The following is a 24,766-nucleotide window of genomic DNA, read 5'->3' as shown; positions in this document are numbered from 1 at the left end:
CGTTCTTGGCTACCCCCTCGTGGGCCAGGAGCGTTTTTGATCAACGTGCAGGTGGCGCTGGTCCCGTCCGCGCCAACGGAGGGACTTCGATCCAATGCCTCGTCCGGAGCGAACAGGCGCCCTCGGAAAAACGAGCTCGAGAGCCCCGCTCGGTTCTTTGTCCAGGATTCGTCCGCCGGAGCATTCACGAAAAGCCGTTTCCTGTTGCCCAGCTCAATAGGAAACAGAGAACGCCTCGGGTGCGGGAGGACGACCGGGAGGCCAACGCAATGAAGGTCCCCTCGCGCCAACGAGGGGACCTTCGACCCGATGCTTCGTCCGGAGCTAACAGACGGCGTCGGGAGACAATTGCGAACCGAACTCGATCAGGTTCTTGTCCAAGGTTTGTCCGGCCGAGTATTCACGACAAGGCGTTGCCTGTTGCCTGCCCTCGCTGGAAACAGGCAACCTTGCAGGTCTGCTACATCGCCGTCGGGGCCGTGGGGCCGGCTGCCGGCTGGTCAGAGGATGCGCCGGCGCCGCCGGCGGCGTGGGCGGGAAGGTGCGTCAAGACCGTCGGCGGCCTCGCTCTCCGGCGACGTCTCCGCGTCCGGCTCAGCCGGAGCGCCGTTCTCCTCGCGGGAGCTCGGATCCGTCAGCCCCAGCATCTCCGCCGCCAGCTGCTGGGAACTCGCGAACATCCCCGTCGGTGCCTCGCTGGCCCGGCGCAGCGCTGCCGGACGGAGGCGGTTGTAACCCCGGACCGTCACCGGCCGGCGCATCCGCAGCTCGTACGCCTTTTCCTCCGCCAGCTCCGAGGCCAGCTCGCGGTCCACCAGGATCGTGCCCGGGCGGGCCACCGAAGTCAGGCGGGCCGCCAGGTTGACCACCGATCCGTACACGTCGCCGAAGCGCGACAGGATCCGGCCGGAGGCCATGCCCGCGCGGACGGCCGGCAACGTCTCGTCCGCCGACGTGCGCTCGGTCAGGGCCAGGGCGATCTCCGCCGCGTCCGTCGGCGAGTCCGCGACGAACAGGACTTCGTCGCCGATCATCTTCACCACCCGGCCGTGGTGCTCGGCGATCACCTCCGTGGCCAGGGTCTCGAACGCGTCGAGCACCCGGCTGAGCTCTTCTTCGTCGATCTGGCGGGTCAGCCGCGTGTAGCCGACCATGTCGACGAAGCCGACCACCTCCGTGCGGCTCTCCAGGTGCTCGTCCGGCGCCGCGAACGCCCGGCCGGCGTACGCCGCCAGGTGGCGGCGCCAGACGAAGTTCTGCACCCGCTCGAGCTCCGGCAGCAGCCGGTCGACCAGCCGCGTCACCTGGCGCTCGCTGCGGCCCAGCTCCGGCTGCTCCTTGATCAGCTCCCACAGCATGTCGACCTGCCACTCGGCCAGCCGCGACAGGTGCTGGCCGAGCGCGCGCGTCACCGACACCTCGATGCTCGGGTCGATCAGCCCGGACTGCACCAGCTGGTCCGCGGTCCGCATCGCCTCGACGTCCGCGTCGGTGAAGACGACCTCGTCGTCGGCGACCGTCGCGAAGCCGAGCGCGCGCCAAAGCCGGCGTGACCGGTCTTCGGGCACACCGGCCTTTTCCGCCACCTCGAGCCGGGTGTATTTCCGCCTGCCGCCGAGCAGGACGCGTTCGAGCCGTTGCTGGAGCTCTTCGCTCGAATCGGCCACGAGCTCAGGTCGTGTGGACGATCAGCACGTCCACGCCGGACTTGCGCGCCACCTCGGACGGCACCGAGCCCAGGATCCGGCCGGCGATCGTGTTCAGCCCGCGGTTGCCGACCACCAGGAGGTCGGCCTCGCGCTCGTGCACCACCTTGCGCAGCGAGTCGACCGGGTCGCCCTTCACGGCGACCGTGTCGATCTTCCCCGCGCCCGCGCGCGCCGCCCGGTCCCGCGCCGACTGCAGCGTGTCCTCGGCCGGAGCCGAGCCGACGACCTGGTACGCCTCGTCGCCGAGGACGTCCTGGGCCTTGTCGACGTCGGACTTGCTGGCCGGGTAGAACGCACACGCGATGACGAGCGTCGCGCCCGCGTCGCCGGCCACCGCCGCCGCGCGGTCCACTGCCGCGAACGAGGACTCCGAGCCGTCCGTGCCCACCACCACGGTCCGATATGCCGCACCCATGCGCAAAACCTCCAGGTGATCCCGCGTGAGCAGGGACGATAGCCGGTCGGTACCGGCCGTGCAGGGTCGTCCGCGCCCGTGTCGGGTGGAAGGTTACTCGCCAGTCGCTTTCTGCGCTCCGGTTGGCCGCGGAGTCGGCTTCGGCGTGGGCTTCGCCACCGGCTTGGGGGCCTGCTTCGGCTTCGGCACGTCGGCGGCGCGGATGCGGATGGTCTCCTCGACGTCGGTCACGCGGACCGTCTTCTCGGTTTCGTCCACGGCGTCGGAGTCGGTCTTGTCGGCCGAGAGGTCCGCCTTGACGTCCGCGGGCACCTTCACGTCATCGCCGAGGACGGTGTGCGCCTCGGCCAGCACCGCCCGCGCCGCGCGCACCTGCTCGGCCAGCCCGCCGCGCACCTTGCGCAGCGCGTCGACCCGCTCGTTCGCCTGGGTGATCCGCCGGTTCGACTCCTCGGTCGCGTTCGTCACGCGGCGCCGCGCCTCGTCGGCGGCCTCCGCGAGCCGGGCGTTCGCCTCGGTGATCGAGTCCTGACGGCGCTTGTTCGCCTCCGCGACCGACTCCCGCAGGCGACGGTCGATGTCCGCCTTCGCGGCCTTCTCCTCTTCGAGGACCTTCGCGCGGATGTCGGCGGCGTCCTGCGTGGCTTCCTGGACGCGACGCGCGGCCTCGGCCTTGCTCGCCGCCTCCTGCTCGGCGAGCACCCGCATCGCCTCGGTGCGCCGCGAGGCCATCGCGATCTCGAAGTCCTCTTCGACCTTCGTGCGGCGGTCGGAGGACTCGGTGTCGAGGCGCTTGCGCTCCGCCTCGGCCTCGTCGGTGATCTTCTTGGCCTGCGCGCGGGCGTCCTCGAGCACCTTGCGGTGCTCCGCCTCCATCTCCTTGCGCCGCAGGTCGAGCTCGGTGAGCAGCTGCTCGTACCGGGCGCGCATGGCGCTCGCGTCCGTCTCGGCCTTGGCCCGGATGTGCCCGGCCTCGGCTTCGGCGCGGGCGCGCGTGTCGGCGGACTCGTCCTGCGCGAGACGCAGCATCCGCTGCAGCCGTTCGGACAGGCCTTCGACGCTCGTGGGCGGCTGGGCGAGCCGGTCGACCTGCCCGCGCAGGTCCGCGATCTCGCCGCGCGCGATCTCCAGCTGCCGGGCCAGGTCGCCGGCCTGCGCGATGGCGGCGTCCCGATCGGCGGTGAGCATCTTCAGGTCGGCGTCAAGCCGTTCGAGGTGTTCGTCGACCTGCGCTCGGCTGTACCCGCGCTTCGCCACGTCGAAGCCGGCTCCCAGCGGCACAAGCTCCCGTTCATCGCCAAGGCTCATGGCCCTACCGTAGTCGCAGCCGGGTCACGGAAGGGTGAGCACCCGGGCCGTGCGCCGAACGCGCCGTCTGCTGCGGCGAGGGGAACTGGCCGGATCCGGCGCATCTTGGGCGCTTCCTGACGCCGGGAGCGGAGCCGCTCCCGGCGCCTTCGCGGCTCAGGCGCCGCGGAACGCGTTGATCCCCTCGATGTGCTTCGCGCGCTTCTCCTCGTCGCGGACGCCGAGGCCTTCCTGCGGGGCGAGCGCGAGCACGCCGACCTTGCCCTGGTGGGCGTTGCGGTGCACGTCCAACGCGGCCTGCCCGGTCTCCTCGAGCGGGTACGTCTTGGAGAGCGTCGGGTGGATCAACCCCTTCGCGATCAGCCGGTTCGCCTCCCAGGACTCGCGGTAGTTCGCGAAGTGGGAGCCGATGATCCGCTTCAGGTTCATCCACAGGTAGCGGTTGTCGTACTGGTGCATGTACCCCGACGTCGACGCGCACGTGACGATCGTGCCGCCCTTGCGCGCGGCGTAGACCGAAGCGCCGAACGTCTCCCGGCCCGGGTGCTCGAACACGATGTCCGGGTCGTCGCCGCCGGTCAGCTCGCGGATCTTCGCGCCGAAGCGCTGCCACTCCTTCGGGTCCTGCTCGGTCTCGCTCTTCCAGAACTTGTAGCCCTCGGCGCTGCGGTCGATGATCAGCTCGGCGCCGAGCTTCCGGCAGATCGCGGCCTTCTCCGGGCTGGACACGACGCACACCGGGATGGCGCCGCCGTTCAGCGCGTACTGCGTCGCGTAGGAGCCGAGGCCACCCGAGGCGCCCCAGATCAGGACGACGTCACCCTGCTTCATGTCGGCGCCGTTGCGCGAGACCAGCTGGCGGTAGGCGGTCGAGTTGACCAAGCCGGGGGAGGCGGCTTCCTCCCAGGTCAGGTGGTCCGGCTTCGGCATCAGCTGGTTGGCCTTGACCAGCGCGACCTCGGCGAGCCCGCCGAAGTTCGTCTCGAAGCCCCAGATCCGCTGCTCGGTGTCGAGCATCGTGTCGTTGTGCCCGTCCGGGCTTTCCAGCTCGACGTTCAGGCAGTGCGCGACGACCTCGTCGCCCGGCTTCCAGTTGTGCACGCCGACGCCGGTGCGCAGCACCACGCCGGACAGGTCGGAGCCGACGACGTGGTAGGGCAGGTCGTGCCGCTTGGCCAGCGGCGAGAGCTTGCCGTACTTCTTGAGGAACTTGAACGTGGGGATCGGCTCGAAGATCGACGTCCACACGGTGTTGTAGTTGATGGCGCTCGCCATCACCGCGACCAGGGCCTCGCCCGGCCCCAGCTCCGGGACGGGCACCTCGTCCACGTGCAGCGACTTGCGGGGGTCCTTGTCCCGGCTCTCGAGGCCGTCGAACATGGCGACCTCGTCGGCGTGCACGGTCACCCCGCGGTAGCTCTCGGGGACGGGCAAGGAGCCGACCGCGGCGGACTCGCCGTTCAGGATGGCCTGCTGGATCTCGCCGAGCTGCGTCATCGGTTCCTCCGCGGAGATGGGGGTCAACGGCGTTGGCGCCAGAAATTACTCGCCGGTAACTCGCGGACACAACTGTACGAGACGAGCGGCACCATTACACGCCGAACTGTGACCGAGTAATCTTGACCGGCTGGCCAGTCAAGCGGATCATCGGCAGTGGGTACACCCACCCGACCAGCAGTTTCACCGACGGAGGTGAGCACGAATGAGTGAAGTCTCTACGCGCGCATGGACCCGGCCCCACGACTGGGCCGAGGTCGTCATCGGGGTGGTCGCCGCTCTTTCACCCCTTTGGCTGAGCACGGACACGACCGCGATGTGGACGATGGTCATCTTGGGCGCCCTGATCGCACTCGACGGCCTGGTCTCGCTGGCGATGCCGGGCATGGTCTACGGCGAAGGCATCCAGATCGCGCTCGGCGTGCTGCTCTTCATCGCGCCGTGGGTGATGGGGTACACCGAGTTCAACGGCGCGTCCTGGACGTCCTGGATCGCCGGGGTGCTGACGGTCGTCGCCGGCGCGGCAGCGATGCCGGTCGCGAACGCCGCGCACCGCACGGCAGGCCAGCACTGAGCGACCAGGAGGCACCGGAATGACCGAGGATTCGGCGAAGGAGCGCATTCTCTGCGCCGCCGAGGCGCTCTTCGCCGAGTCCGGCTTCGACGCCACCCCGACCTCCCGCATCGCGGAGCAGGCCGGAGTGCCGAAGGGGCTGGTGCACTACTACTTCCGGCACAAGGCGGATCTGCTCACCGCGCTCGTCGAGCGGCTGCCCGACGAGCGCATCGAGCCGGCCGTGGTCGTCGTCCCCGGCGACCTCGTGGGCAGCCTGCGGCGGCTCGTCCGCGAACTCGACCACCGCTTCAGCCGATCGCTCGGCCTCTCGCACCTGCTGTGGCGCGAGGCCGACACCCACCACGTCGTCCGCGACGCCCTCCACGAGCGGTTCCAGGTGCTCGTCCGCCAGGTCCGCGCGGTGATCCTGGCGGCAACCGGCGGCGGCCTGCCGCCGGCCGACGTCGACCGCGCGTCGGGCCTGCTGGCCCGCGCGGTCAGCCACCGCCACGCGACGGCCCGGCACTCGGAGGACGACCTCCCCGCCGAGTTCGACGGCGAGCTGACGTTCATCGCCGACGCCCTCGCTTCCAAGGCGGCCCCGGCTTAGCCCGGCGACGCCTCTTCGGGGCCGCTCGCCCGCGGGTTTGTCACGGGCGTGCGGCTCCGTCGCGCCGGAGTCGTTACGCCGGAACGGATCGGCTGCCCTCAGGGCGCAGGCCGTCGTTGGCGTCCTGGCCGGTCCACGGCCGCGCTCAATGCGCAGCGCCGTCCTGGCCGATCCATGACCGCGCTCTGTGCGCGACACGGTCCCGGCGCCCTGGCCGGATCACGACCGTGCTCAGTGCGTGGCGCCGTCCTTGGCCGGTTCCACCAGTTCCACCAGCACGCCGCCGGCGTCCTTCGGGTGGACGAAGTTCACCCGGCTGTTGGACGTGCCGCGCTTCGCCGCGTCGTACAGCAGGCGCAGGCCCTGTTCGCGCAGGGCCGCCGCCGCGGCGTCCACATCGGACACGCGGTACGCCAGCTGCTGCAGCCCCGGGCCGCTCTTGGCCAGGAACTTGCCGATCGCCGAGTCTTCACGCAGCGGCGCGAGCAGCTGGATCTGCGTTTCCGTGCCCGCCGTGCCGGGCGCGCGCAGCATCGCCTCCCGCACCCCCTGCTCCTCGTTCACCTCCTCGTGCGCCACTTCCAGGCCGAAGTGCGCGCGGTGGAACTCGATGGCCGCGTCCAGGTCCGGGACCGCGATGCCGACGTGGTCGATGGCCGTCACGAACGGCCGCAGGGCGTCATTCATGGAGGCAGGATAGGGGGCCGCGGTACCGCGTCGAGCCGGAATCGTCGCGTGCCCCGCCTCACACTGGCTCCATCAAGAAGCCCACTCCCCGGGTATGGTCGGTGAAACTGCCCATGCGCCGATGCTTGGAGGACGCCGTGTCCGGTTCCGTGATCCTGGGTGCCGCCCGTACGCCGATCGGGCGCCTGCTCGGATCCCTCAAGGACTTCACGGGGGCACAGCTGGGCGGGGTCGCCATCAAGGCGGCCCTCGAACGCGCCGGGGTCTCCCCGGACGCGGTGCAGTACACGATCATGGGCCAGGTGCTGACCGCCGGCGCCGGCCAGATCCCGGCCCGCCAGGCCGCGGTCGCCGCGGGCATCCCGATGAGCGTGCCCGCGCTGACGATCAACAAGGTCTGCCTCTCCGGCCTCGACGCCATCGCGCTCGCCGACCAGCTGATCCGGGCCGGCGAGTTCGACCTCGTCGTCGCCGGTGGCCAGGAGTCGATGACCCAGGCGCCGCACCTGCTGCCCAAGTCCCGCTCCGGCTTCAAGTACGGCGACAGCACGCTCGTCGACCACATGGCCTACGACGGTCTCTTCTGCGCCTTCGACCAGGTCGCCATGGGTGCCTCGACGGAGAAGTACAACTCCCGCTACGGCGTCACCCGCGAGCAGCAGGACGCCTTCTCCGCCCGCTCCCACCAGCGCGCCGCCGAGGCCATCAAGAACGGCTACTTCGCCGAGGAGATCGCGCCGGTCTCCATCCCGCAGCGCAAGGGCGACCCGGTGGTGTTCGACACCGACGAGGGCGTCCGCGCCGACACCACCGCCGAAGGCCTCGCCAAGCTGCGCCCGGCGTTCGCCTCCGACGGCACCATCACCGCGGGCTCGGCCTCCCAGATCTCCGACGGCGCCGCCGCGGTTGTCGTGGCCAGCAAGGCCAAGGCCGAGGAGCTCGGCCTCACGCCGCTCGCCGAGATCGGCGCGCACGGCGTCGTCGCCGGGCCGGACGCGAGCCTGCACGAGCAGCCGTCGAACGCCATCCTCGCCGCGCTGGCGAAGGCGAACCTGACCGCCGACGCGCTCGACCTCGTCGAGATCAACGAGGCCTTCGCCGCGGTCGGGCTCGTCTCCACCGAGAAGCTCGGCCTCGACCCGGAGAAGGTCAACGCCAACGGCGGCGCGATCGCCCTCGGCCACCCGATCGGCGCGTCCGGTGCGCGGCTCGCCGTGCACCTCATCCACGAGCTGCGCCGCCGCGGCGGCGGGCTTGGTGCCGCCGCGCTGTGCGGTGGCGGCGGCCAGGGCGACGCCCTGCTGCTGCGGGTGCCGTCCGCGTAGGTGGCCGGACCACTCGACCTCGACGACCTGGTCGGCCGCGCGCGGGACGGGCAGCCCCGTGCCGTCGCGCGGCTGCTGTCGCTCGTCGAGGACGCTCACCCGCGCGTCGCCGAGATCGCGCGGGCGCTGACCCCGCACACCGGGCGGGCCCGCGTCGTCGGGCTTACCGGGCCACCCGGCGTCGGCAAGTCGACTTCGACGTCGGCGCTGCTCACCGCGTTGCGCGCGGAGGGCAAGCGGGTCGGGGTGCTCGCGATCGACCCGTCTTCGCCGTTCTCGGGCGGGGCACTGCTCGGCGACCGGATCCGGATGACCGAGCACGCCACCGACCCCGGCGTGTTCATCCGCTCGATGGCCACGCGCGGCCACCTCGGCGGGCTCTCGTGGGCGACCCCGCAGGCGGTGCGCGTGCTCGACGCCGCCGGCTTCGACGTGGTGCTGATCGAGACCGTCGGCGTCGGGCAGTCCGAAGTGGACGTCGTGAAGCTGGCCGATACCACGGTGGTGCTGCTCGCGCCGGGGATGGGCGACGGGATCCAGGCCGCGAAGGCCGGGGTGCTGGAGATCGCCGACGTCTTCGTCGTGAACAAGGCCGACCGCGAGGGCGCGGACGCCACCGTGCACGACCTCAAGCAGATGATTTCGCTGGCACGCCGGGAGATCCGGGGCGCGAGCTGGCGCCAGCCGATCATCCGGACCGTCGCGGCGAAGGGCGAGGGCGTCGACGAGGTCGTGCGGGCGCTGGCCGCGCACCACGACTGGCTCGTGGAGCACGACGAGCTGGCCCGGCGCCGGGTGGCCCGGGCGCGCGACGAGGTCGAGGCCATCGCGGTGCGCCGGCTGCGGGCGGAACTCGCGGACCTCCGCGGCGGGGGACGGCTGGCCGGGGTGGCCGAGCGGGTGGTGGCTCGGGAGCTGGATCCCTTCGCCGCCGCTGATGAGCTGATCGCGGACTTGCGGGGTTGAAGCGGGCACGGTCGATGCCGCGTGGGACAACGGTTTCGTCAGGCCTCCACGTCGCCCTTGATCGTGAGACGGTGCCGCCACAGCGTTTCTGACCACGTTCGCCGTCATGATTCCCCCTTCGCAGTGCGGCCCTTTGCCGCGTGATCGCCATCGTGCTCCGGGGGTCCGACAATTTCCGGGGCTCGGGCGCCGAGGTTCACCCGACCGGCTGACATGGACGACTTTCGCCGGTTCTTGTTGTCGGTGCCGGGCCCTAGACTGCGGGGCGCTCCGGAACCGGGCGATCACTGGGAGGGCGTGCAGGATGAAGAAGACACTCGTCACCGCGCTGATGGCGGGCGCGTTGGTCGTGGCAGGCAACGGCGTCGCAGCGGCGGCCGACGCTCCGCCGCCGAAGACGACGCACGGTCCGTGCCAATACACGGAGACCCCCGACGAACCGGCCTCGCGGCCGGTCCCGCTGCCGCCCGACCCGCGGCACACCCCGAGCCACGGCAAGGTCGGCGTCGCGATCCCGACCAGCCAGGGCGCGCTGCCGCTGCGGCTCGACCGCGCGCAGGCGCCGTGCACCGTCCAGAGCTTCCTGCACCTGGCGCGGCACCGGTTCTACGACCACACGGTGTGCCACCGGCTCACCGCGTACCCGACGTTGAAGGTCCTGCAGTGCGGCGACCCGACCGGGACCGGCGAGGGCGGGCCGGGCTACAAGTACAAGGACGAGCTGCCGGTGGACCTGCCGCCGGCGCCGACCGATCCGACCGGGGCCCGGCGCGTCTACGCGCGTGGCCTGCTCGCGATGGCCAACGCGGGACCGGCCACGAACGGCTCGCAGTTCTTCGTCGTCTACGGCGATTCCGCGCTGCGGCCGAACTACACGGTGTTCGGCACGGTCGGGGCCGAGGGCTTGAAGACCCTCGACAAGGTGGCGGCGGGCGGGATCCAGCCGACCGCGGAGGATCCGGCGCCGGTCGACGGCACGCCGGTGCTGCGGACGGAACTGCTCCGCGTCCGGCCGGACTGCTGGTTCTGACGACGGCCGCGGGCCACTCCCGGTGGGGTGGCCCGCGGGGCATCACGTGTGCTTGGACGGGCTTCACGCGTGATTGGGGGCGGGACTCGGGGAGGGGTTAGGTGGTGATTTCCCAGAGGGCTTCCATCAGGGTCTGGGTGGCGCCCGCGAACGCGTGTTTCGGGGTTGCCGCGTAGCCGACGATCAGGCCGCCCGGGCGGTTCGCGTCCATCCAGTAGCCGTCCAGGCCTTCGATGCCGATCGCGCGGCGGCGGCAGGCCGCGAGGGCCTGCGTCTCCGACGGGCCGTCCGGGGGCAGCATCAGCAGCAGGTGCAGTCCGGCCGCGATGCCCTGGGGGCGCACCGAGTCCGGCAGGGCCGCCATCAGGCGTGCGCGGCGGGAACGGTATTCGGCGCGGCTGCGGCGGACGTGCTGGTCGTACGCACCCGAGTCGATCAGCTCGGCCAGCGCCAGCTGGTTCAGCAGCGCCGGCCGTGACCCGCTGTCGGCCATCGCCGCGCGGACCGGCTCCACCAGCGACCGCGGCAGCACCAGCCACGCCAGCCGCAGCGCCGGGGCCAGGGTCTTGCTCGCGGTGCCCGCGTACACCACCCGCTCCGGCGCCAGGGCCTGCAACGCCCCGACTTGCTGGTGGTCGAAGCGGAACTCGCCGTCGTAGTCGTCTTCCAGCACGTAGGCGCCCGTGTCGCCGGCCCAGCGGGTCAGCGCCGTGCGGCGGGGCGGGGCCAGCGTGACGCCGGTGGGGTACTGGTGCGCCGCGGTGACGACCACCGCCGGACTGTCCAAAGCGGACACGTCGAGGCCGTCCTCGTCGACGTCCACGCCGACGATCCGGGGCCCCTGCGCGGCCGCGACGGACCGGTACAGATCCAGCGAGGGGTTCTCGAACGCGATCTCGCCGACACCCAACCCGAAAAGAGCCCGCGACAGCACGGCGATCGCGTGCGAATACCCGTGGCACACCACGATCCGCGCCGGGTCGGCGACCACCCCGCGGGCGCGCGCGAGGTAGCCGGCGAGCGTGTCCCGCAGCTCCGGCGCGCCCAGCTCCGACTCGTAGCCGAACGCCGACGCCGGCGTCCGCAGCAGCGCGCGGCGGGTCGCGGTGATCCAGGCCTGCCGGGGGAACGCCGTCAGGTCCGGGCGGCCCGGCCGCAGGTCCCAGCGCGGTCCCGGATCGCGGGGCACCTGCCGGGGTGCGGACTGCGGCAGCGAACCCGCCGTCGCCACCCGGGTCGGCGCGCCCTGCGCGGTCCGCAGGTAGCCCTCGGCGGCGAGATCGGCGTAGACGCGGGTGACCGTGCCGCGGGCGATGCCCAGGTCGTGGGCCAGCGCGCGGGTCGAGGGCACCGCCGCGCCCGGCTGCCACCGGCCCTCCCGGATGGCCGCGCGGATCGCCGCGGCGAGCCCGGTCCGGCCGGAAGAGGGCTGCCAGCCGAGGTGGACGTCGAGTCCGGAACTGGACCACGAATCCGTCATGTGACTGGACCATACTCGTGGTCCAGTTCCCGCTAGCGTGAACGCTATGACGAACCGAATCGGACTCGGGGGTGCTCCCGAGCTCTACCAGGCGATGGCCAACCTGCAGGCCGAGGTGAACAAGGCCGGGGCCAACGCCGGGCTCGACCCCAAGCTGCTGGAGCTGGTGAAGACCCGCGCGTCGCAGATCAACGGCTGCGCGTTCTGCCTGGACATGCATTCCCGCGACGCGCTCGAGCTGGGCGAGTCGCCGCGGCGGCTGTTCGTGCTCGACGGCTGGCGCGAGACCGACCTGTTCACCGAGCAGGAGCAGGCCGCCCTCGCCCTCACCGAGGCGATGACCAAGCTGCCGATGACCCAGGCCGTGCCGGACGACGTCTACGCCGAAGCGACGCGGGTGTTCACCGAGGACCAGTACCGTGCCGTCGCATGGGAGGTCATCGCGATCAACAGCTGGAACCGGATGACGATCACCAGCCACACGCCGCTGCCGAAGCGCGACGCGTGAGCGCCGCCGCACTCAAGGCGCTGCACGTCCCCGGCAAGCCCCTGGTGCTGCCGAACGCCTGGGACGCCGACACCGCCAAGCTCGTCGAGGCGGCCGGGTTCCCCGTCGTGGCGACCAGTTCGGTCGCCGTGGCGGCCGCGCTCGGGTTCCCCGACGGCGAAGAGGCGCCCGCCGCCGAGATGTTCGCCGCCGCCGCGCGGATCGTCAAGGCGGTCGGCGTCCCGGTCACCGTCGACGCCGAGTCGGGCTACGGCCTGTCCGGCGCCGAGCTGGCGGGACGGCTGCTCGACGCCGGCGCGGCCGGCTGCAACTTCGAGGACACCGACCACGCGACCGGCGGGGTGCGGCCGGTCGCCGAGCAGGCGGAGCGCATCGCCGCCCTGCGAGACGCGGCCGGGGACGGCCTGGTGATCAACGCCCGCGTCGACTCCTTCCGCGGCGTGGACCCGACGGAGGAGCTGACGGCCGGCGTCGCGAGGGCGAAGGCCTACCTCGAGGCGGGCGCCGACTGCGTCTACCCGATCCACCTGAACACGCCGGAGCTGATCGCGCGGTTCGTGCAGGAGGTCGGCGGCGCCGTCAACGCGCCCGCGTGGCCGGGTGGCCCCGGCCTCGCCGGCCTCGCCGAACTGGGGGTCGCGAGGATTTCGCTGGGTGGCGGGCTGTGGCACCACCTGCGCAAGCAGCTGGAAGCGACGCTCGCGGGCGTCGCCGAGGGCAAGCTGCCCTACTGAGCATGGCCGAAGGCCGCCGCGAGGGGATCGGGAACACCCTCGCGGCGGCCTTCGGGGTCAGGGCCGGCCGGGACAGAGCCGCTAGTGGACGACCGCCTTCTCGGCGCCCGCGCCGGTCAGGGACCGGACCTCCATCTCGGCGTACTTCTTCTCGTCGTGCTCCTTGGACAGGACCGTGCCCAGCCAGCCCAGGATGAACGCGGCCGGGATCGAGACGATGCCGGGGTTGCTCAGCGGGAACCAGGCGAAGTCGGCGTTCTTGAACATCGACGTGCTCTTGCCCGAGACCGCGGGCGAGAAGACGATCAGCACGACGGTGATGGCGAGGCCGCCGTAGATCGACCACAGCGCGCCCTGGGTGTTGAACCTCTTCCAGAACAGCGAGTAGAGGATCGTCGGCAGGTTCGCCGACGCCGCCACCGCGAACGCCAGCGCCACGAGGAACGCCACGTTCTGCCCGTTGGCCAGGATGCCGCCGCCGATCGCGAGCGCGCCGATCACCACCGCGGTGATCCGGGCGACCTTGACCTCGGAGTCCGGCGACGTCTTGCCGCGCTTGACGACGTTCGCGTAGACGTCGTGCGCGAAGGACGCCGACGCCGTGATCGTCAGGCCGGCGACCACCGCGAGGATCGTGGCGAACGCGACCGCGGAGATCAGGCCCAGCAGCACCGGCCCGCCCAGTTCGAGCGCGAGCAGCGGGGCCGCGGAGTTCACCCCGCCCGGTGCCTTCTTGATCACGTCCGGGCCGACCAGCGCGCCGGCGCCGTAGCCGAGCACCAGCGTGAACAGGTAGAACACGCCGATCAGCACGATCGCCCAGACCACCGAGCGGCGCGCGTCGCGGGCCGTCGGGACGGTGTAGAAGCGCATCAGGACGTGCGGCAGACCCGCGGTGCCGAGGACCAGGGCGATGCCCAGCGACAGGAAGTCCAGCTTGGACGTTCCGGTGGCGCCGTACTGCTTGCCCGGGCCGAGCAGCGTCTCGCCGGCCTTGCCCGCCTTGTCGACGGCGGCCTGCAGCAGGCTGGAGAAGTTGAAGCCGTACTTGCCGAGCACCCAGAGCGTCATCGCGAGCGCACCGGCGATCAGCAGCGCGGCCTTGATGATCTGCACCCAGGTGGTGCCCTTCATGCCGCCGATCAGGACGTAGGCGATCATGATCACGCCGACCACGGCGATGACCAGCGCCTGCGCGCCCGAGCCTTCGACGCCGAGCAGCAGCGCCACGAGGCCGCCGGCCCCGGCCATCTGGGCCAGCAGGTAGAAGAACGACACCGCGAGCGTCGACGTCGCGGCCGCGGCCCGCACCGGGCGCTGCTTCATGCGGAACGCCAGCACGTCGCCCATCGTGAACTTGCCGGTGTTGCGCAGCAGTTCCGCGACCAGCAGCAGCGCGACGAGCCACGCGACCAGGAAGCCGATGGAGTAGAGGAAGCCGTCGTAGCCGTTGATGGCGATCGCGCCGGCGATGCCGAGGAACGACGCGGCCGACAGGTAGTCACCCGAGATCGCGACGCCGTTCTGCGGTCCGGTGAACGCGCGGCCGGCGGCGTAGTAGTCCGACGCCGTCTTCGTGTTGCGGCTGGCCCGGAACACGATGACCAGGGTGATGAGCACGAAAAGGGCGAAGATGCCGATGTTGAGGAGCGGGTTGCTGCCCTCGACGCTCGCGGCCAGGTCCATCGTCATGCCTGCTCCTTCTCGATGTCGTCACGGATCTTCTCGGCGACCGGGTCCAGCTTCCGGTTGGCGTACCGGACGTAGAGGCCGGTGATGACGAACGTCGAGACGAACTGCAGCAGGCCGAAGATCAGGCCGACGTTGATGTTGCCGAACACCTTCGTGCTCATGAAGCCGTGCGCGTAGTCCGCGAGGAGCACGTACAGCAGGTACCAGAGGAGGAACAGCGCCGTCATCGGGAAGACGAACCGGCGCAGGCGGCTGCGCAGTTCACGGAACTCGGTGCTTTCGTGCGCTCGTTCCCAGATGGTTTCTGACGTGTCCGGGGGCCCGCCGGTGTCCGTCGTGCTCATCGCTGCTCCCTGCGACGTTGCGGAAAGTGACGTGCGACACCGTAGGGACGTGTGAGTCTCGCGTGAAGATTTAGCGGTTCAACAGCCTGGCCAGACGACGAACGGTTGACGAACGGTCGCGCGGTCCCGTCGAACGGGGTTCGTCCAGGTGGAGGCGCAGCATCGCCGCCGTCGACCAGACCGGTGGCCTGCCCCGCAGGGAGACCAACGCCATTACGCCGAATGCCAGCGGTACCGACCAGGGTGCCGGTTGCTGCACCAAGATCGCCACCCAGCCGTGCAGATCCGGTCCGGCGAGGGCGAACAAAATGGACCCGGACGACGCGACGAGCCCGGTCAGCACGCCGGCGATCCCACCCGCCGCGGTGAGCCGCGGCCACCAGATGCCGAGCACGAGCAGCGGGCAGAACGTCGACGCCGCCACGGTGAAGCCCCACGTCACGAGGACACCGGCGTCGAGCTCGGCCGAGCGCAGCGCGAGCAGCACCATGATCGCGGCGACGCCGAACACCGCGATCCGCAGCCGCCGCAGCCCGCCGGGGACGAGGTCGTGCGCGATCGCGCCGGACATCACCAGCAGCAGCCCGAGCGACGTCGCCAGGAACGCGGCGAACGCGCCCGCGGTCAGCAACGCCGTGAACAGCCCGCCCGCCCAGCCACTGTCCACTTGGTACGGCAGGGCGACGACCACGGTGTCGGTCGCGCCGGAGAGGTACAGCCCGGGCACGAGCACGCGGCCGAGGACGCCGTAGACGCCGGGGAAGAGGTAGAAGATGCCGAGCAGCGCGACGGTGATCGCGGCCGTGCGGCGCGCGGCGCGGCCGTCCGGGCTGGTGTGGAAGCGCATGAGCACGTGAGGCAGGCCCATCGTGCCCAGCATGGTCGCGATCAGCACGGCCCAGGTGCCGAGCAGCGGGTAGCCCTGGTCGCCGAGGTCGAGCAGCGGGCGCTGCCAGTCGGCGCCGCCGAGGGGTGCGCCGCCGCGGACCGCCGGGACGGCCGCGCCCGCGCCGAACACGACCTCGTCCTGGCTGTGCGCGGTGAACTCGCCCGGCGGCAGGACTTCCACGACCCCGTTGCGCCGGACGGGGGTCGGCTCGCGGATCTCCATCGTGACGTCGACTTCGAACTTCACCGGCGTCTGCCGGGCGAAGTGGGTGAACTCGACGGGGTTCAGCGCGTCGGTCCGGTTGACCGCGCCCGCCTGGAGCACGAGCCAGATCGCCGGGATCAGGAACAGCAGCAGCTTGAGCACGAACTGGAACGCCTGAACGTACGTCGCCGCGCGCATCCCGCCGAGTGCGAGGGTGACGCTGACCGCGGCGCCGGCCAGGACGACGCCGACCCAGTACGGCGTGCCGCCGACCGCGGTGAGCACCAGGCCGGCGGTGCGGAACTGGGGGACGACGTAGATGGTGCCGATCACCAGCACGACCACGGCCGTGAGACGGCGCAGCGCGGGGGAGTTGAGGCGGGCTTCGGCGAAGTCGGGGACGGTCAGCGCGCCCGAGCGCCGCATCGGCGCCGCGACCAGCACCAGCATCGCGATGTAGCCGGCGGTGAAGCCGACCGGGTACCAGAGGGCGCCGATGCCGTCCTTGACGACGAGCCCGGCGACGCCGAGGAACGACGCCGCGCTGAGGTACTCGCCGGAGACGGCGGCCGAGTTGACCAGCGGCGAGATCCGCCGTGACGCCACGAGGAAGTCCGACGTCGTGCGCATCGCGGCGACCCCGCGGACGCCGATCAGCAGCGTCACGAGCACGACGGGGGCGACGGCGAGCGCTACGCCCATCAGTCGTCCTCGAGGCGCTCGGCGCGGCGCAGCTGCCAGCGGGCCAGCAGGGCCATCGCGGGGTACGGGAGCACGGCGATCATCAGCCAGGACAGCGGGATCCCCAGCAGGCGGACGGTGTCCAGGCCGGGGAACACCGCGAACACCCCCGGCAAACCCAGCAGCAGCACGAACATCAGGACGAGCGCGGGCACGCCACGGCGGCGTTGGGCGCGGTAGAGAGCGGTCGCGCGCTGGGTGTCGCCCGCGGGAAGGCGGGGCTGGCGCCACCGGCCGCGCGACCGGCGCCGCGCGTGGGCCAGGCGGGTTTGCGGGCTCGTGACGGCGACGCGGCGGATCTTGCTCATCGCGGGCCTGACAGTTGCCGGGTGGGCTCGCTGCTCATCGCGCGTCCGGCCGGAGTTGGCCGCGCTGCGTGGCTTCGAGCAGTCGGTCGCGCTTCGGTGGCCTCATTGCTCATCGCGGGCCCGGCCCGAGCTGGCCGCGCTGTGCCGCTTCCAGGAGCCGGTCGCGGAGGTCGCGGGCGTGGCGGCGGCTGACCGGGACGTCGCCCGCCTCGGTGTGGGCCAGCAGGCCGCCTGCCGTGTCGCTGCGCAGCTCCAGCACCGCGCCGACCGCCAGGAGGAACCCGCGGTGGACCCGGCTGAACCCGGTGCCCTCCCAGTACTCCTCGAGCCGCGAAATCGGCATCCGCACCAGATGGACCCCACCCCGCGTGTGCAGGCGGACGTAGTCGCCGTGTGCCTCGACGAACAGGACGTCGTCGCGGCGGACGTAGCGGGTGCGGCCGCCGGAGTCGACCGGGAGCGCGGCCATCGCGTCCGGGGTCGGCCGTCCGGACGGCGTCGCCATCCGCTCCACCTTGGCCAAGGCGGCCGACAGCCGTTCGGCGCGGACCGGCTTGAGCAGGTAGTCGACCGCGCCGATGCCGTACGCGGTGACGGCGTGCCCGTCGTGCGCCGTGACGAACACGATCACCGGCGGCTCGCTCAGCTTCGCCAGCAGGGACGCCAGTTCGAGACCGTCGAGGCCCGGCATGGAGATGTCGAGGAACACCGCGTCGAACCGGTCGGCCTGAAGCAGCTTCAACGCCTTCAGCGCGTCGCCCGCGCCGACGACTTCGCCGACTTCGGGTGCTTCGCCGAGCATGCGGCAGAGCTCGTCGAGCGCGGGCGGCAGGTCGTCGACGGCGAGGACGCGCAGGTCCGTCACGGCAGCACCCCCGGCTGGAACCGCGGCACCCGCACGATCACCCGGGTGCCCGCGCCGATCTCGGTCTCCACGGTGAGGCCGTACCAGGCGCCGTAGACGTCCCGCAGCCGTCTGTCCACATTGGCCAATCCCAGACCTGCGGCATCGTCCTCGCCGACGCGGCCGGCGAGGATGTCCGCCGCCCGCGCCGGGTCCATGCCGACCCCGTCGTCCTCGACGAAGATCACGCAGTCGTTCCCTTCCGCCTGGCCGTGCACCTGGACCAGCCCGGTGCCCGACCGTGGCTCGACGCCGTGCCGGATGGCGTTCTCCACCAGGGGTTCCAGCACGAGGTAGGGGACGGCGACGGCGAGGATCTCCGGCGCCACCCGCACCTGGACGCGCAGCCGTTCGCCGAGCACCGCCCGCTGCAGCGCCAGGTACGTCTCGATCGCGCGGAACTCCTCGGCGACCACCGTGTACTCGCCGTGCCGCGCCAGGCTGTAGCGGGTGTAGTCGGCGAAGTCGAGCATGAGGTCGCGGGCGCGGTCGGGATCCGAGCGCACCAGCGACGCGATGACGGTGAGCGCGTTGTAGACGAAGTGCGGCGACATCTCCGCGCGCAGCGCCCGCAGCTCGGCCTGCGCCGCCTGTTCGGCCGACGCTTCGAGCCGCGCGCGTTCGAGGGCCTGGACGACGAGGTCCGCGGCCTCGCCCGCGACGGCGTCCCGGACGTCGCCGACAACCAGCAGCGCTCCGGCGAGCTCGTCGCGGACGTGCAGGGGCAGCACGAGGACGTCCGGTGCGGAGCCGGGTTCCTCGGAGTGGAGCACGCCGTCGAGCACCGTCGCGACGATGGCGTCCGGCCCGGGCCGCCCCGACCAGAGCAGGGACCCGGACAGGTCGGTGAGGCCGAGCCCGGGAAAGCCGAAGAGCCGGCGCAGGCGGTGCGCGGCGCGGCGGGCGCGGGTGCCGGACAGGCCGTCGCGCAGGTCGTCGGTGATCCGGCGCGCGGCGGCGAGCACCGGCAGCGGGTCGGCGCGGGACCCGGGGCGCAGGTGCAGCGACACCGGAGGTGTCATCGGGCCTCCCCTCGCCGGCGGTGTCCAGGGGAGTAGATCCTACGGCTAGACCGGGTCCTCCTGATCGGCGAGCACCTGGGCGTGGCGGCGGAAGCGGCGCCAGGTCCGGTAGTCGGCGAGCCCGGTGACCGGGGCGGACGCCGGCGCCAGCAGGCGCTTGTCGGCGGGGAACGGCCGGTCGGGCAGCGAGATCCAGCCGGTCGTCCGCGTCTCCTTCACCGCCACCGGCACCGGCCGGAACGTCGTGGGGTCGAGGCCGTCGCTGTGCCGGACCACCTCCTCGAAGAACCACGCCGACGTGATCAGCGCGAGCACGCCGGGCGAGGTCTTGAGCGCTTCCTTCAGCGGCGGCGCCTCCAGGAGCCGGAACGCCTGGTTGATCGACGGCGCGGTGACGCCGTGGTCGTCGTAGGCGACCTCGCCGGCGTGCAGCGCCATCCGGAGCCGGATCCGGGCCTCGGCGTGGTGCGTCCGGTTGTGCCGGTGCAGCGCCACGGCCAGTGCGGTGGGCAGGAACTCGACGAAGAGCCCCTTCGGGATCTCCGGCGGGGCGAGGACGAAGACGCCGTCGCCGCAGTCCTCGCGCCGGCAGTCCGCCCAGGGGACGCCGGCGTCGTCGAACGCCCGGCACAGCGCGCGGTACAGCCCGTCGCGCAACGCCAGGCGGTGTGGTGTCGTTCTGCGCCGATCGCCGTAGCCCTCGACGTCCACGGCGAAGATCGTCCGGTGCAGAGCCGGCCGTTCGTACCTCATCGCACCCCTCCCTGCGATCATGCATGTGCCAATGCATGTGCAGATGAGTGTGACGCAGAACACCCGGCCGGGGGAACGGGCGGTGCGGTGAGCGGTTCTCCCACCGCGGTGACCGGTGGCGGGCGATCACTGCCGGTGAATACGCTGATCAAGGCCCTGCGAGCGACGCGCACACCCCTCGCAGGGCCCTGACGGACGGGTCAGCAGGACTGCTTGTAGAAGTACTGCGAGTTGGCGTCCATGTCGGCCTTGGTGATCGAGTGCAGCTGCGCGGTGAGGTTCCGCGTCACCGGCTTGCCCTCGACGGCCGCCACGGCCTGCTGGACACCCTGGGTGCCGATCGAGGCCGGGTCCTGCGCGATCAGCGCCTGGTACTGGCCGTTCTTCAGGCCTTCGACCTCCGACGGGCTGGCGTCGAAGCCGATCAGGTTCACGGCGCCGACCTTGCCGGAGTTGCGCAGGCCGGTCGCCGCGCCCTCGCCGGTGTTGAGGTTGGTCGCGAAGACGCCGATCAGGTCCGGGTTGGCCGCGAGCGCCGCGGTCACCTTGGACGCGGCCTGCTCGGGCTCGTTCTGGGTGAACTGGACGCCGATGGACTTGAGGTTCGGCGTGTTCTTGAGCTCTTCCTCGAAGCCCTTGGCGCGCGCCGCCGTCGTCGACGTGCCCGCGATCGTGTCGAGCACGAGCACCGAGCCGGTCTTCCCGGCGGCCAGCTTGGCCATCGTCTGGGCGGCGAGCTTGCCGCCCTGGGCGTTGTCGGAGGAGATGGACGACGCCGCGACGCTCGTGTCCTTCAGCGCGGTGTCGACCTCGACGATCTTCGAGCCGCGGGCCTTGACCTGCTGGATCGGCGCGAGCATCGCCGTGTCGTCGGTCGGGGCGATGAGCAGCGCCGCCGGCGGGTTCGCGCCGAGGGCGTTGACCAGCTGCGTCTGCAGGGGCGCGTCGAACTTCTGCGGGGCCTGCGTGGTCAGCTCGTAGCCGAGCTTCTTCGCCTCGGCCTCCGCGCCGCACTGCAGGGAGATGTAGAACGGCTCGGCCTGCACGCCCGGGATCAGCGCCAGCTTCTTGGCGTTGGCCGAGCTGGCCTGGCTGCTGCCGCCGGAGTCGCCCACCGTGCCGGAGCCGCACGCGGTGAGCAGCGCGGCGGCGGACGCCAGCGCCCCCGCCGCGACGAGCGTCTTGGTCAGCTTCATCGTAAGCACCTCTTTGTACTCAGGGGGATTCAGCGGGAGTTGCGTTGGCGACGGCGTCGCTGGTCGAACCAGACCGCCGCGATCAGCACCGCGCCGACCGCGATCATCTGCCAGAAGTCCGGGACGCCGGTGATGTTGAAGCCCTTCTTCAGCACCGCCGGGATGAACACGCCGATCACGGTGCCGAGCACCGAGCCGACGCCGCCGAAGAGGCTCGTCCCGCCCATCACGGTGGCCGCGATGGCGTTGAGGTTGTCGCTGGTGTGGCCGGTGATCGTGGTCGAGTTGTAGTAGGCCAGCGAAAGGAACCCGGCGAGCCCGGCCAGGACGCCGGTCAGCGTGTAGACCTTCATCAGGTGCGCGGTGACGCCGATGCCGGCCCGGCGCGCGCCTTCGGCGTTCGACCCGATGGCGAACGTGTAGCGGCCGAACTTCGTGGTGTGCAGCAGCCAGGCCCCGACGAGGGTGATCACGACGGCGATCAGCACCAGGTTCGGGACGACGCCGAGCGACGTGCCGTAGCCCAGCTGCTTGTTCAGGATGACCGGGACCGTCCGGACGTCGCTGCCGTTGTTGAGCAGCAGCGCCGCGCCGAGCGCCGCGCCCATCGTGCCGAGGGTGACGATCAGCGGCGGGATGCCGGCGACCGCGATGAGGAAGCCGTTGATCAGGCCCCACACCGTCCCGGCGAGCACGGCGACGACCAGGCCGGTGATGATGACGCCCCAGCCCGCGCCGGCCGCGTTGCCGCCGGACATCGCCTCCATCGTCTTGCCGCCGACCATGCCCGCGAAGATGAGCACCGAGCCCACCGACAGGTCGATGCCCGACGTGATGATCACGAACGTCATGCCGACCGAGAGCACCAGCAGCACGGCGGTCTCGATGAGCAGGAGCTGGAAGTTGTACAGCGTCGGGAAGGCGTCCGGCGCGAGCGCGCTGAACACCACGATCAGCGCCAGCAGCACCAGCGCGATCCAGAACGTGTTGGCGCCGACCAGGCGCTTGCCCAGCGGCCGCTTGCCGAAACCGGCGTCCGGCGCTTCCTGGATGTCCTTCGTCGGTGTCGGCACGGTCAAGCCGCCTCCTCCTGCACGAGCGCGCCAGTCATGGCGGCGACGAGGTCCTCGAGCTTGGTGTCCGTCCCGGTGAACCGGGCGACGCGCTTGCCGAGCCGCAGCACCTCGACGCGGTCGGCGACCGACAGCACTTCGGGCATGTTGTGGCTGATCAGCACGACGGCGATGCCCTTGTCGCGCACCTTCTTGATGACGTCGAGCACGCGTTCGCGCTGCACGACCCCCAGCGCCGCGGTCGGCTCGTCCATGAACACGACCTTCGACGCCCACACGACCGAACGCGCGACCGCGACGCTCTGGCGCTGCCCGCCGGACAGGGAGCCGATCGGGACGTCGGTGCTCTGCAGCGTGACGCCGAGGCGCTGGAACTCTTCGATCGCCCGCCGCCGCATCTCGTTCTTGTCGAGCATGCCGAGCTTGCCGAGGATGCCCTTGCGGTGGATCTCGCGGCCGAGGAACAGGTTCGCCGCCGGGTCGAGCTCGGGCGCGACGGCGAGGTCCTGGTACACGGTCTCGATGCCGAGCCGGCGCGCCGTCGTCGGCGAGTCGAAGTGCACTTCGGCGCCGTCGAGGAGGATCTTCCCCGACGTCGGCTGCTCCGCGCCGGAGAGGCACTTGACCAAAGTGGACTTGCCGGCGCCGTTGTCGCCGATCAGCGCCGTCACCTCGCCCGCCCTGGCCTGGAACGACGCGCCGCGCAGCGCCTCGACCGAGCCGTAGCGCTTGGTCAGGTCGACGGCGTCCAGCAGGATTTCGCTCATCCGCGCCTTCCTTCCGGCGCCGGCGGCCGGCAGCGGATCACCGTCGCGGCGCCGGCCAGTTCGGTCTGGCCCGCGTCGAACGGGACCACGTAGGTGTCGCCCTTCGCCAGCGCGTGTTCGCCGCCGTGCTCGGTGCGGAGGGTGCCCTCGCCGTCGAGGACGACCAGCACCGCGAACGACGGGTCGAGTGACAACGTTGTCGCCTTGTCCGTGCGAAGCTGCTCCGCGCGGAAGAACTGCTCCGAGCCGCCGGCCAGCAGGTCCACCGTGGACGCGGTGTCTCCCGCGGTGTGCTTGATGATGGTGTCCAGGCGCTCGGCGTCCCAGCCGGAGGTGTCCAGTGCCTCGATGGCGGTGTCGAAGCCGATCCCGAGGTGACCCTTCTCCGGCGACGCCAGGAAGTCACGCCACTCGATGGTCAGCGAGAAGTCGGTCGGCTGCTGCAGCTCGACGACGAACACGCCCTCGCCGATCGCGTGCGGGAGCCCGGCCGGGATGTAGACGGTGTCGCCGGCGGACACCGGGACGCTGTTCAGCGCGCCCAGCATCGAAGGCACGTCCTGCTCGCGCGTCCAGTCCGACACCGTCTCCTTCGACAGCGTCTCCTTGAAGCCGGGGTAGACGCGCGGGTTGTCGCCGTAGGTGCCGACCACGATCCACGCCTCGGTCTTGCCGAAGTGCGAGTCGAAGTGCTGCTTCGCGAACGCGTCGTCGGGGTGGAAGTGCACGGGCAGCCGCTGGCCCGCGTCGAGGAGCTTGACGAGCAGCCCGGTCGACGTCCCCAGCGCCTCGACGTGCTTCGCGCCGAGCCACGCCGGGGCGTCGCGCTGGACGGCGTCGCGCAGCCAGGCGCCGTCCGGGAGCCGGGTGAGGCCGTTGGTCTCCTGGCCGAACAGGGTGGTCGCCGAGGCGACCCAGTCCTCCGGACCGAACTTCGACTCGGAGGGGGCCCCGCGCAGCGCCGCGATGGCGTCGCCCCCGCGGTAGAACTGCGGCGGCTGGTTGGCGGCGAGCCGGATCGGTTCGAGGGTCACGGGGCGACCTCACCGGAACCACGGGCGACGAGATGCACGGGCAGGACTACCTTTCTGGGCGGGGACTGATCTCCTTGGACGCGCGCGAAGAGCAGTTCGGCCGCGGCGTGGCCGAGCGCGCTCACGTCGTGCGCGACGACGGTGACCGGCGGGTCGAGCAGGTCCGCCAGCTCGAAGTCGTCGAAGCCGACCATCGCCGGGCGGTGCTCGGCGTGGGCGAGCGCGCGCAGCACGTGCACGGCGACCCGGTTGTTGCCGGCGATCACCGCGGTGGCCGCGTCCGGGCCGTGCAGCAGGCGCTTCACGGCGTCGCCGATGTACTCCTGCGTCGGCGTCCGCATGGAGACCAGCGACTCGTCGTAGGAGATCCCGTTGCGCACGCAGCCCTCGCGGAACCCCCGCAGGCGCTCGGCCGCGGTGAAGATGTCCGGGCTGTCGCCGAGGAACGCGATCCGCCGGTGACCGTGCTTCGCCAGGTGCGTGACGGCTTCGATGGTCCCGCCGAGGTTGTCCACCAGCACCGTGTCGGCCACGATGTCGCCGGCCGGGCGGTCGATGAACACCACCGGCGTGCCCGCGCGCATCTCCGGCACCAGGTAGCCGTGCTGCAGGCCGGCCGGGACGACGAGGATGCCGTCCACCCGCCGCGCGCAGAACTCCAGCACGAGCTCGCGCTCGCGGTCGGAGTTCTCCTCGGACGAGCCGGTGAGCACCTGGCGGCCGAACGACGTCGCGATGCGTTCGACCGCGCGGTTTAGCTCGGAGTAGAAGGGGTTGCCGACGTCCTCGACGATCAGCCCGATGGTTCCGGTGGTCGACCCGCGGCGCAGGTTGCGCGCCCCCAGGTTGCGCCGGAACCCCAGCTGCTCGATGGCCGCCATGACCCGCTCGGCGGTGTCCGGGTGCACTGCCGGTTCGTCGTTGACCACGCGCGAGACGGTCTTGATGCTCACGCCCGCCAGCCGGGCCACATCGCTCATCGTGGCCCGCCTGCTCGCGGTGCGCGTGCTGCCG

25 protein-coding genes are annotated in these 24,766 nt (G+C 71.5%); 7 read left to right on the top strand and 18 right to left on the bottom strand.

Translation table 11 applies throughout. The features are described from left to right. Nucleotides 1-500: 500 nt before the first annotated feature. The 4 genes from ACH54P_RS21145 to ccrA form a co-directional block, all read right to left on the bottom strand. Nucleotides 501-1,667 (bottom strand): adenylate/guanylate cyclase domain-containing protein, encoded by a 1,167-nt coding sequence (locus ACH54P_RS21145; protein WP_489915296.1) that lies wholly within the window; start codon nt 1,665-1,667, stop codon nt 501-503. A 4-nt stretch (nt 1,668-1,671) separates the two neighbouring features. Further along, nucleotides 1,672-2,124, bottom strand: a complete 453-nt coding sequence (locus ACH54P_RS21140; protein ID WP_489915294.1) for a universal stress protein — start codon at nt 2,122-2,124, stop codon at nt 1,672-1,674. A 93-nt stretch (nt 2,125-2,217) separates the two neighbouring features. Then, the gene (locus tag ACH54P_RS21135) at nt 2,218-3,405 is read right to left on the bottom strand and encodes a chromosome segregation protein (RefSeq protein ID WP_489916556.1); all 1,188 of its coding nucleotides are present in this window, start codon (nt 3,403-3,405) and stop codon (nt 2,218-2,220) included. 183 nt (nt 3,406-3,588) lie between these two features. After that, nucleotides 3,589-4,929, bottom strand: a complete 1,341-nt coding sequence (ccrA, locus tag ACH54P_RS21130) for a crotonyl-CoA carboxylase/reductase (protein WP_489915292.1) — start codon at nt 4,927-4,929, stop codon at nt 3,589-3,591. Nucleotides 4,930-5,134: 205 nt separating this feature from the next. Here ccrA and ACH54P_RS21125 point away from each other — a divergent pair, with 205 nt between their 5' ends. Both ACH54P_RS21125 and ACH54P_RS21120 read left to right on the top strand, forming a co-directional pair. Further along, nucleotides 5,135-5,503, top strand: coding sequence for an SPW repeat protein (locus ACH54P_RS21125; RefSeq protein WP_489915290.1), 369 nt, complete (start codon nt 5,135-5,137; stop codon nt 5,501-5,503). Between the two features lie 19 nt (nt 5,504-5,522). Then, nucleotides 5,523-6,095: a TetR/AcrR family transcriptional regulator gene (locus ACH54P_RS21120; RefSeq protein WP_489915288.1), complete on the top strand. Its 573-nt coding sequence runs from the start codon at nt 5,523-5,525 to the stop codon at nt 6,093-6,095. A 231-nt stretch (nt 6,096-6,326) separates the two neighbouring features. Here ACH54P_RS21120 and mce read toward each other — a convergent pair whose 3' ends face one another. Beyond that, nucleotides 6,327-6,782 (bottom strand): methylmalonyl-CoA epimerase, encoded by a 456-nt coding sequence (mce, locus tag ACH54P_RS21115; protein WP_489915286.1) that lies wholly within the window; start codon nt 6,780-6,782, stop codon nt 6,327-6,329. Between the two features lie 137 nt (nt 6,783-6,919). On the opposite strand from mce, the gene ACH54P_RS21110 reads away from it, so the two are divergent. From ACH54P_RS21110 to ACH54P_RS21100, 3 genes are all read left to right on the top strand, one after another. Then, nucleotides 6,920-8,107 (top strand): acetyl-CoA C-acetyltransferase, encoded by a 1,188-nt coding sequence (locus tag ACH54P_RS21110; protein WP_489915284.1) that lies wholly within the window; start codon nt 6,920-6,922, stop codon nt 8,105-8,107. Further along, nucleotides 8,108-9,073, top strand: coding sequence for a methylmalonyl Co-A mutase-associated GTPase MeaB (meaB, locus tag ACH54P_RS21105; RefSeq protein ID WP_489915282.1), 966 nt, complete (start codon nt 8,108-8,110; stop codon nt 9,071-9,073). A 304-nt stretch (nt 9,074-9,377) separates the two neighbouring features. Beyond that, nucleotides 9,378-10,103, top strand: a complete 726-nt coding sequence (locus tag ACH54P_RS21100; protein WP_489915280.1) for a peptidylprolyl isomerase — start codon at nt 9,378-9,380, stop codon at nt 10,101-10,103. A gap of 97 nt (nt 10,104-10,200) precedes the next feature. On the opposite strand, the gene pdxR is transcribed toward ACH54P_RS21100, so the two are convergent. Then, a complete protein-coding gene (gene pdxR / locus ACH54P_RS21095; RefSeq protein ID WP_489915278.1) occupies nt 10,201-11,583 on the bottom strand; it encodes a MocR-like pyridoxine biosynthesis transcription factor PdxR in 1,383 nt (460 codons plus the stop codon). Between the two features lie 46 nt (nt 11,584-11,629). Between pdxR and ACH54P_RS21090 the strand changes: the two genes are divergently transcribed. Next, complete coding sequence (locus ACH54P_RS21090; RefSeq protein ID WP_489915276.1) at nt 11,630-12,091, top strand: carboxymuconolactone decarboxylase family protein; 462 nt, start codon at nt 11,630-11,632, stop codon at nt 12,089-12,091. Beyond that, a complete protein-coding gene (locus ACH54P_RS21085; RefSeq protein WP_489915274.1) occupies nt 12,088-12,825 on the top strand; it encodes an isocitrate lyase/PEP mutase family protein in 738 nt (245 codons plus the stop codon). Before ACH54P_RS21090 ends, ACH54P_RS21085 begins: the two co-directional genes overlap by 4 nt. An 81-nt stretch (nt 12,826-12,906) precedes the next feature. Here ACH54P_RS21085 and ACH54P_RS21080 read toward each other — a convergent pair whose 3' ends face one another. From ACH54P_RS21080 to ACH54P_RS21025, 12 genes are all read right to left on the bottom strand, one after another. Then, complete coding sequence (locus ACH54P_RS21080; protein ID WP_489916554.1) at nt 12,907-14,511, bottom strand: solute symporter family protein; 1,605 nt, start codon at nt 14,509-14,511, stop codon at nt 12,907-12,909. Nucleotides 14,512-14,513: 2 nt separating this feature from the next. Further along, complete coding sequence (locus tag ACH54P_RS21075; protein WP_489915272.1) at nt 14,514-14,861, bottom strand: DUF485 domain-containing protein; 348 nt, start codon at nt 14,859-14,861, stop codon at nt 14,514-14,516. 70 nt (nt 14,862-14,931) lie between these two features. Beyond that, the gene (locus ACH54P_RS21070; protein ID WP_489915270.1) at nt 14,932-16,656 is read right to left on the bottom strand and encodes a sodium/solute symporter; all 1,725 of its coding nucleotides are present in this window, start codon (nt 16,654-16,656) and stop codon (nt 14,932-14,934) included. Continuing rightward, nucleotides 16,656-17,003 (bottom strand): hypothetical protein, encoded by a 348-nt coding sequence (locus tag ACH54P_RS21065; protein ID WP_489915268.1) that lies wholly within the window; start codon nt 17,001-17,003, stop codon nt 16,656-16,658. The genes ACH54P_RS21070 and ACH54P_RS21065 overlap by 1 nt, the downstream gene beginning before the upstream one ends. 109 nt (nt 17,004-17,112) lie before the next feature. Then, a complete protein-coding gene (locus ACH54P_RS21060; protein ID WP_489915266.1) occupies nt 17,113-17,868 on the bottom strand; it encodes a LytR/AlgR family response regulator transcription factor in 756 nt (251 codons plus the stop codon). Beyond that, nucleotides 17,865-18,929, bottom strand: a complete 1,065-nt coding sequence (locus ACH54P_RS21055; protein WP_489915264.1) for a sensor histidine kinase — start codon at nt 18,927-18,929, stop codon at nt 17,865-17,867. Before ACH54P_RS21055 ends, ACH54P_RS21060 begins: the two co-directional genes overlap by 4 nt. A 45-nt stretch (nt 18,930-18,974) precedes the next feature. Further along, complete coding sequence (locus ACH54P_RS21050; RefSeq protein ID WP_489915262.1) at nt 18,975-19,682, bottom strand: hypothetical protein; 708 nt, start codon at nt 19,680-19,682, stop codon at nt 18,975-18,977. Nucleotides 19,683-19,882: 200 nt separating this feature from the next. Continuing rightward, nucleotides 19,883-20,878 (bottom strand): ABC transporter substrate-binding protein, encoded by a 996-nt coding sequence (locus ACH54P_RS21045; protein ID WP_489915260.1) that lies wholly within the window; start codon nt 20,876-20,878, stop codon nt 19,883-19,885. Nucleotides 20,879-20,907: 29 nt separating this feature from the next. Continuing rightward, nucleotides 20,908-21,957 (bottom strand): ABC transporter permease, encoded by a 1,050-nt coding sequence (locus ACH54P_RS21040; protein ID WP_489915258.1) that lies wholly within the window; start codon nt 21,955-21,957, stop codon nt 20,908-20,910. Then, entirely contained in the window at nt 21,954-22,718 is a 765-nt protein-coding gene (locus ACH54P_RS21035; RefSeq protein ID WP_489915256.1) for an ATP-binding cassette domain-containing protein, read from the bottom strand. The genes ACH54P_RS21040 and ACH54P_RS21035 overlap by 4 nt, the downstream gene beginning before the upstream one ends. Continuing rightward, nucleotides 22,715-23,752 (bottom strand): class I mannose-6-phosphate isomerase, encoded by a 1,038-nt coding sequence (locus ACH54P_RS21030; RefSeq protein ID WP_489915254.1) that lies wholly within the window; start codon nt 23,750-23,752, stop codon nt 22,715-22,717. Before ACH54P_RS21030 ends, ACH54P_RS21035 begins: the two co-directional genes overlap by 4 nt. Further along, entirely contained in the window at nt 23,749-24,732 is a 984-nt protein-coding gene (locus ACH54P_RS21025; RefSeq protein WP_489915253.1) for a LacI family DNA-binding transcriptional regulator, read from the bottom strand. The genes ACH54P_RS21030 and ACH54P_RS21025 overlap by 4 nt, the downstream gene beginning before the upstream one ends. Between the last annotated feature and the right edge of the window lie 34 nt (nt 24,733-24,766).

The organism is Amycolatopsis sp. N2S4-7 (assembly GCF_058119595.1).
This window is presented reverse-complemented; position numbering and strand designations above follow the sequence as displayed.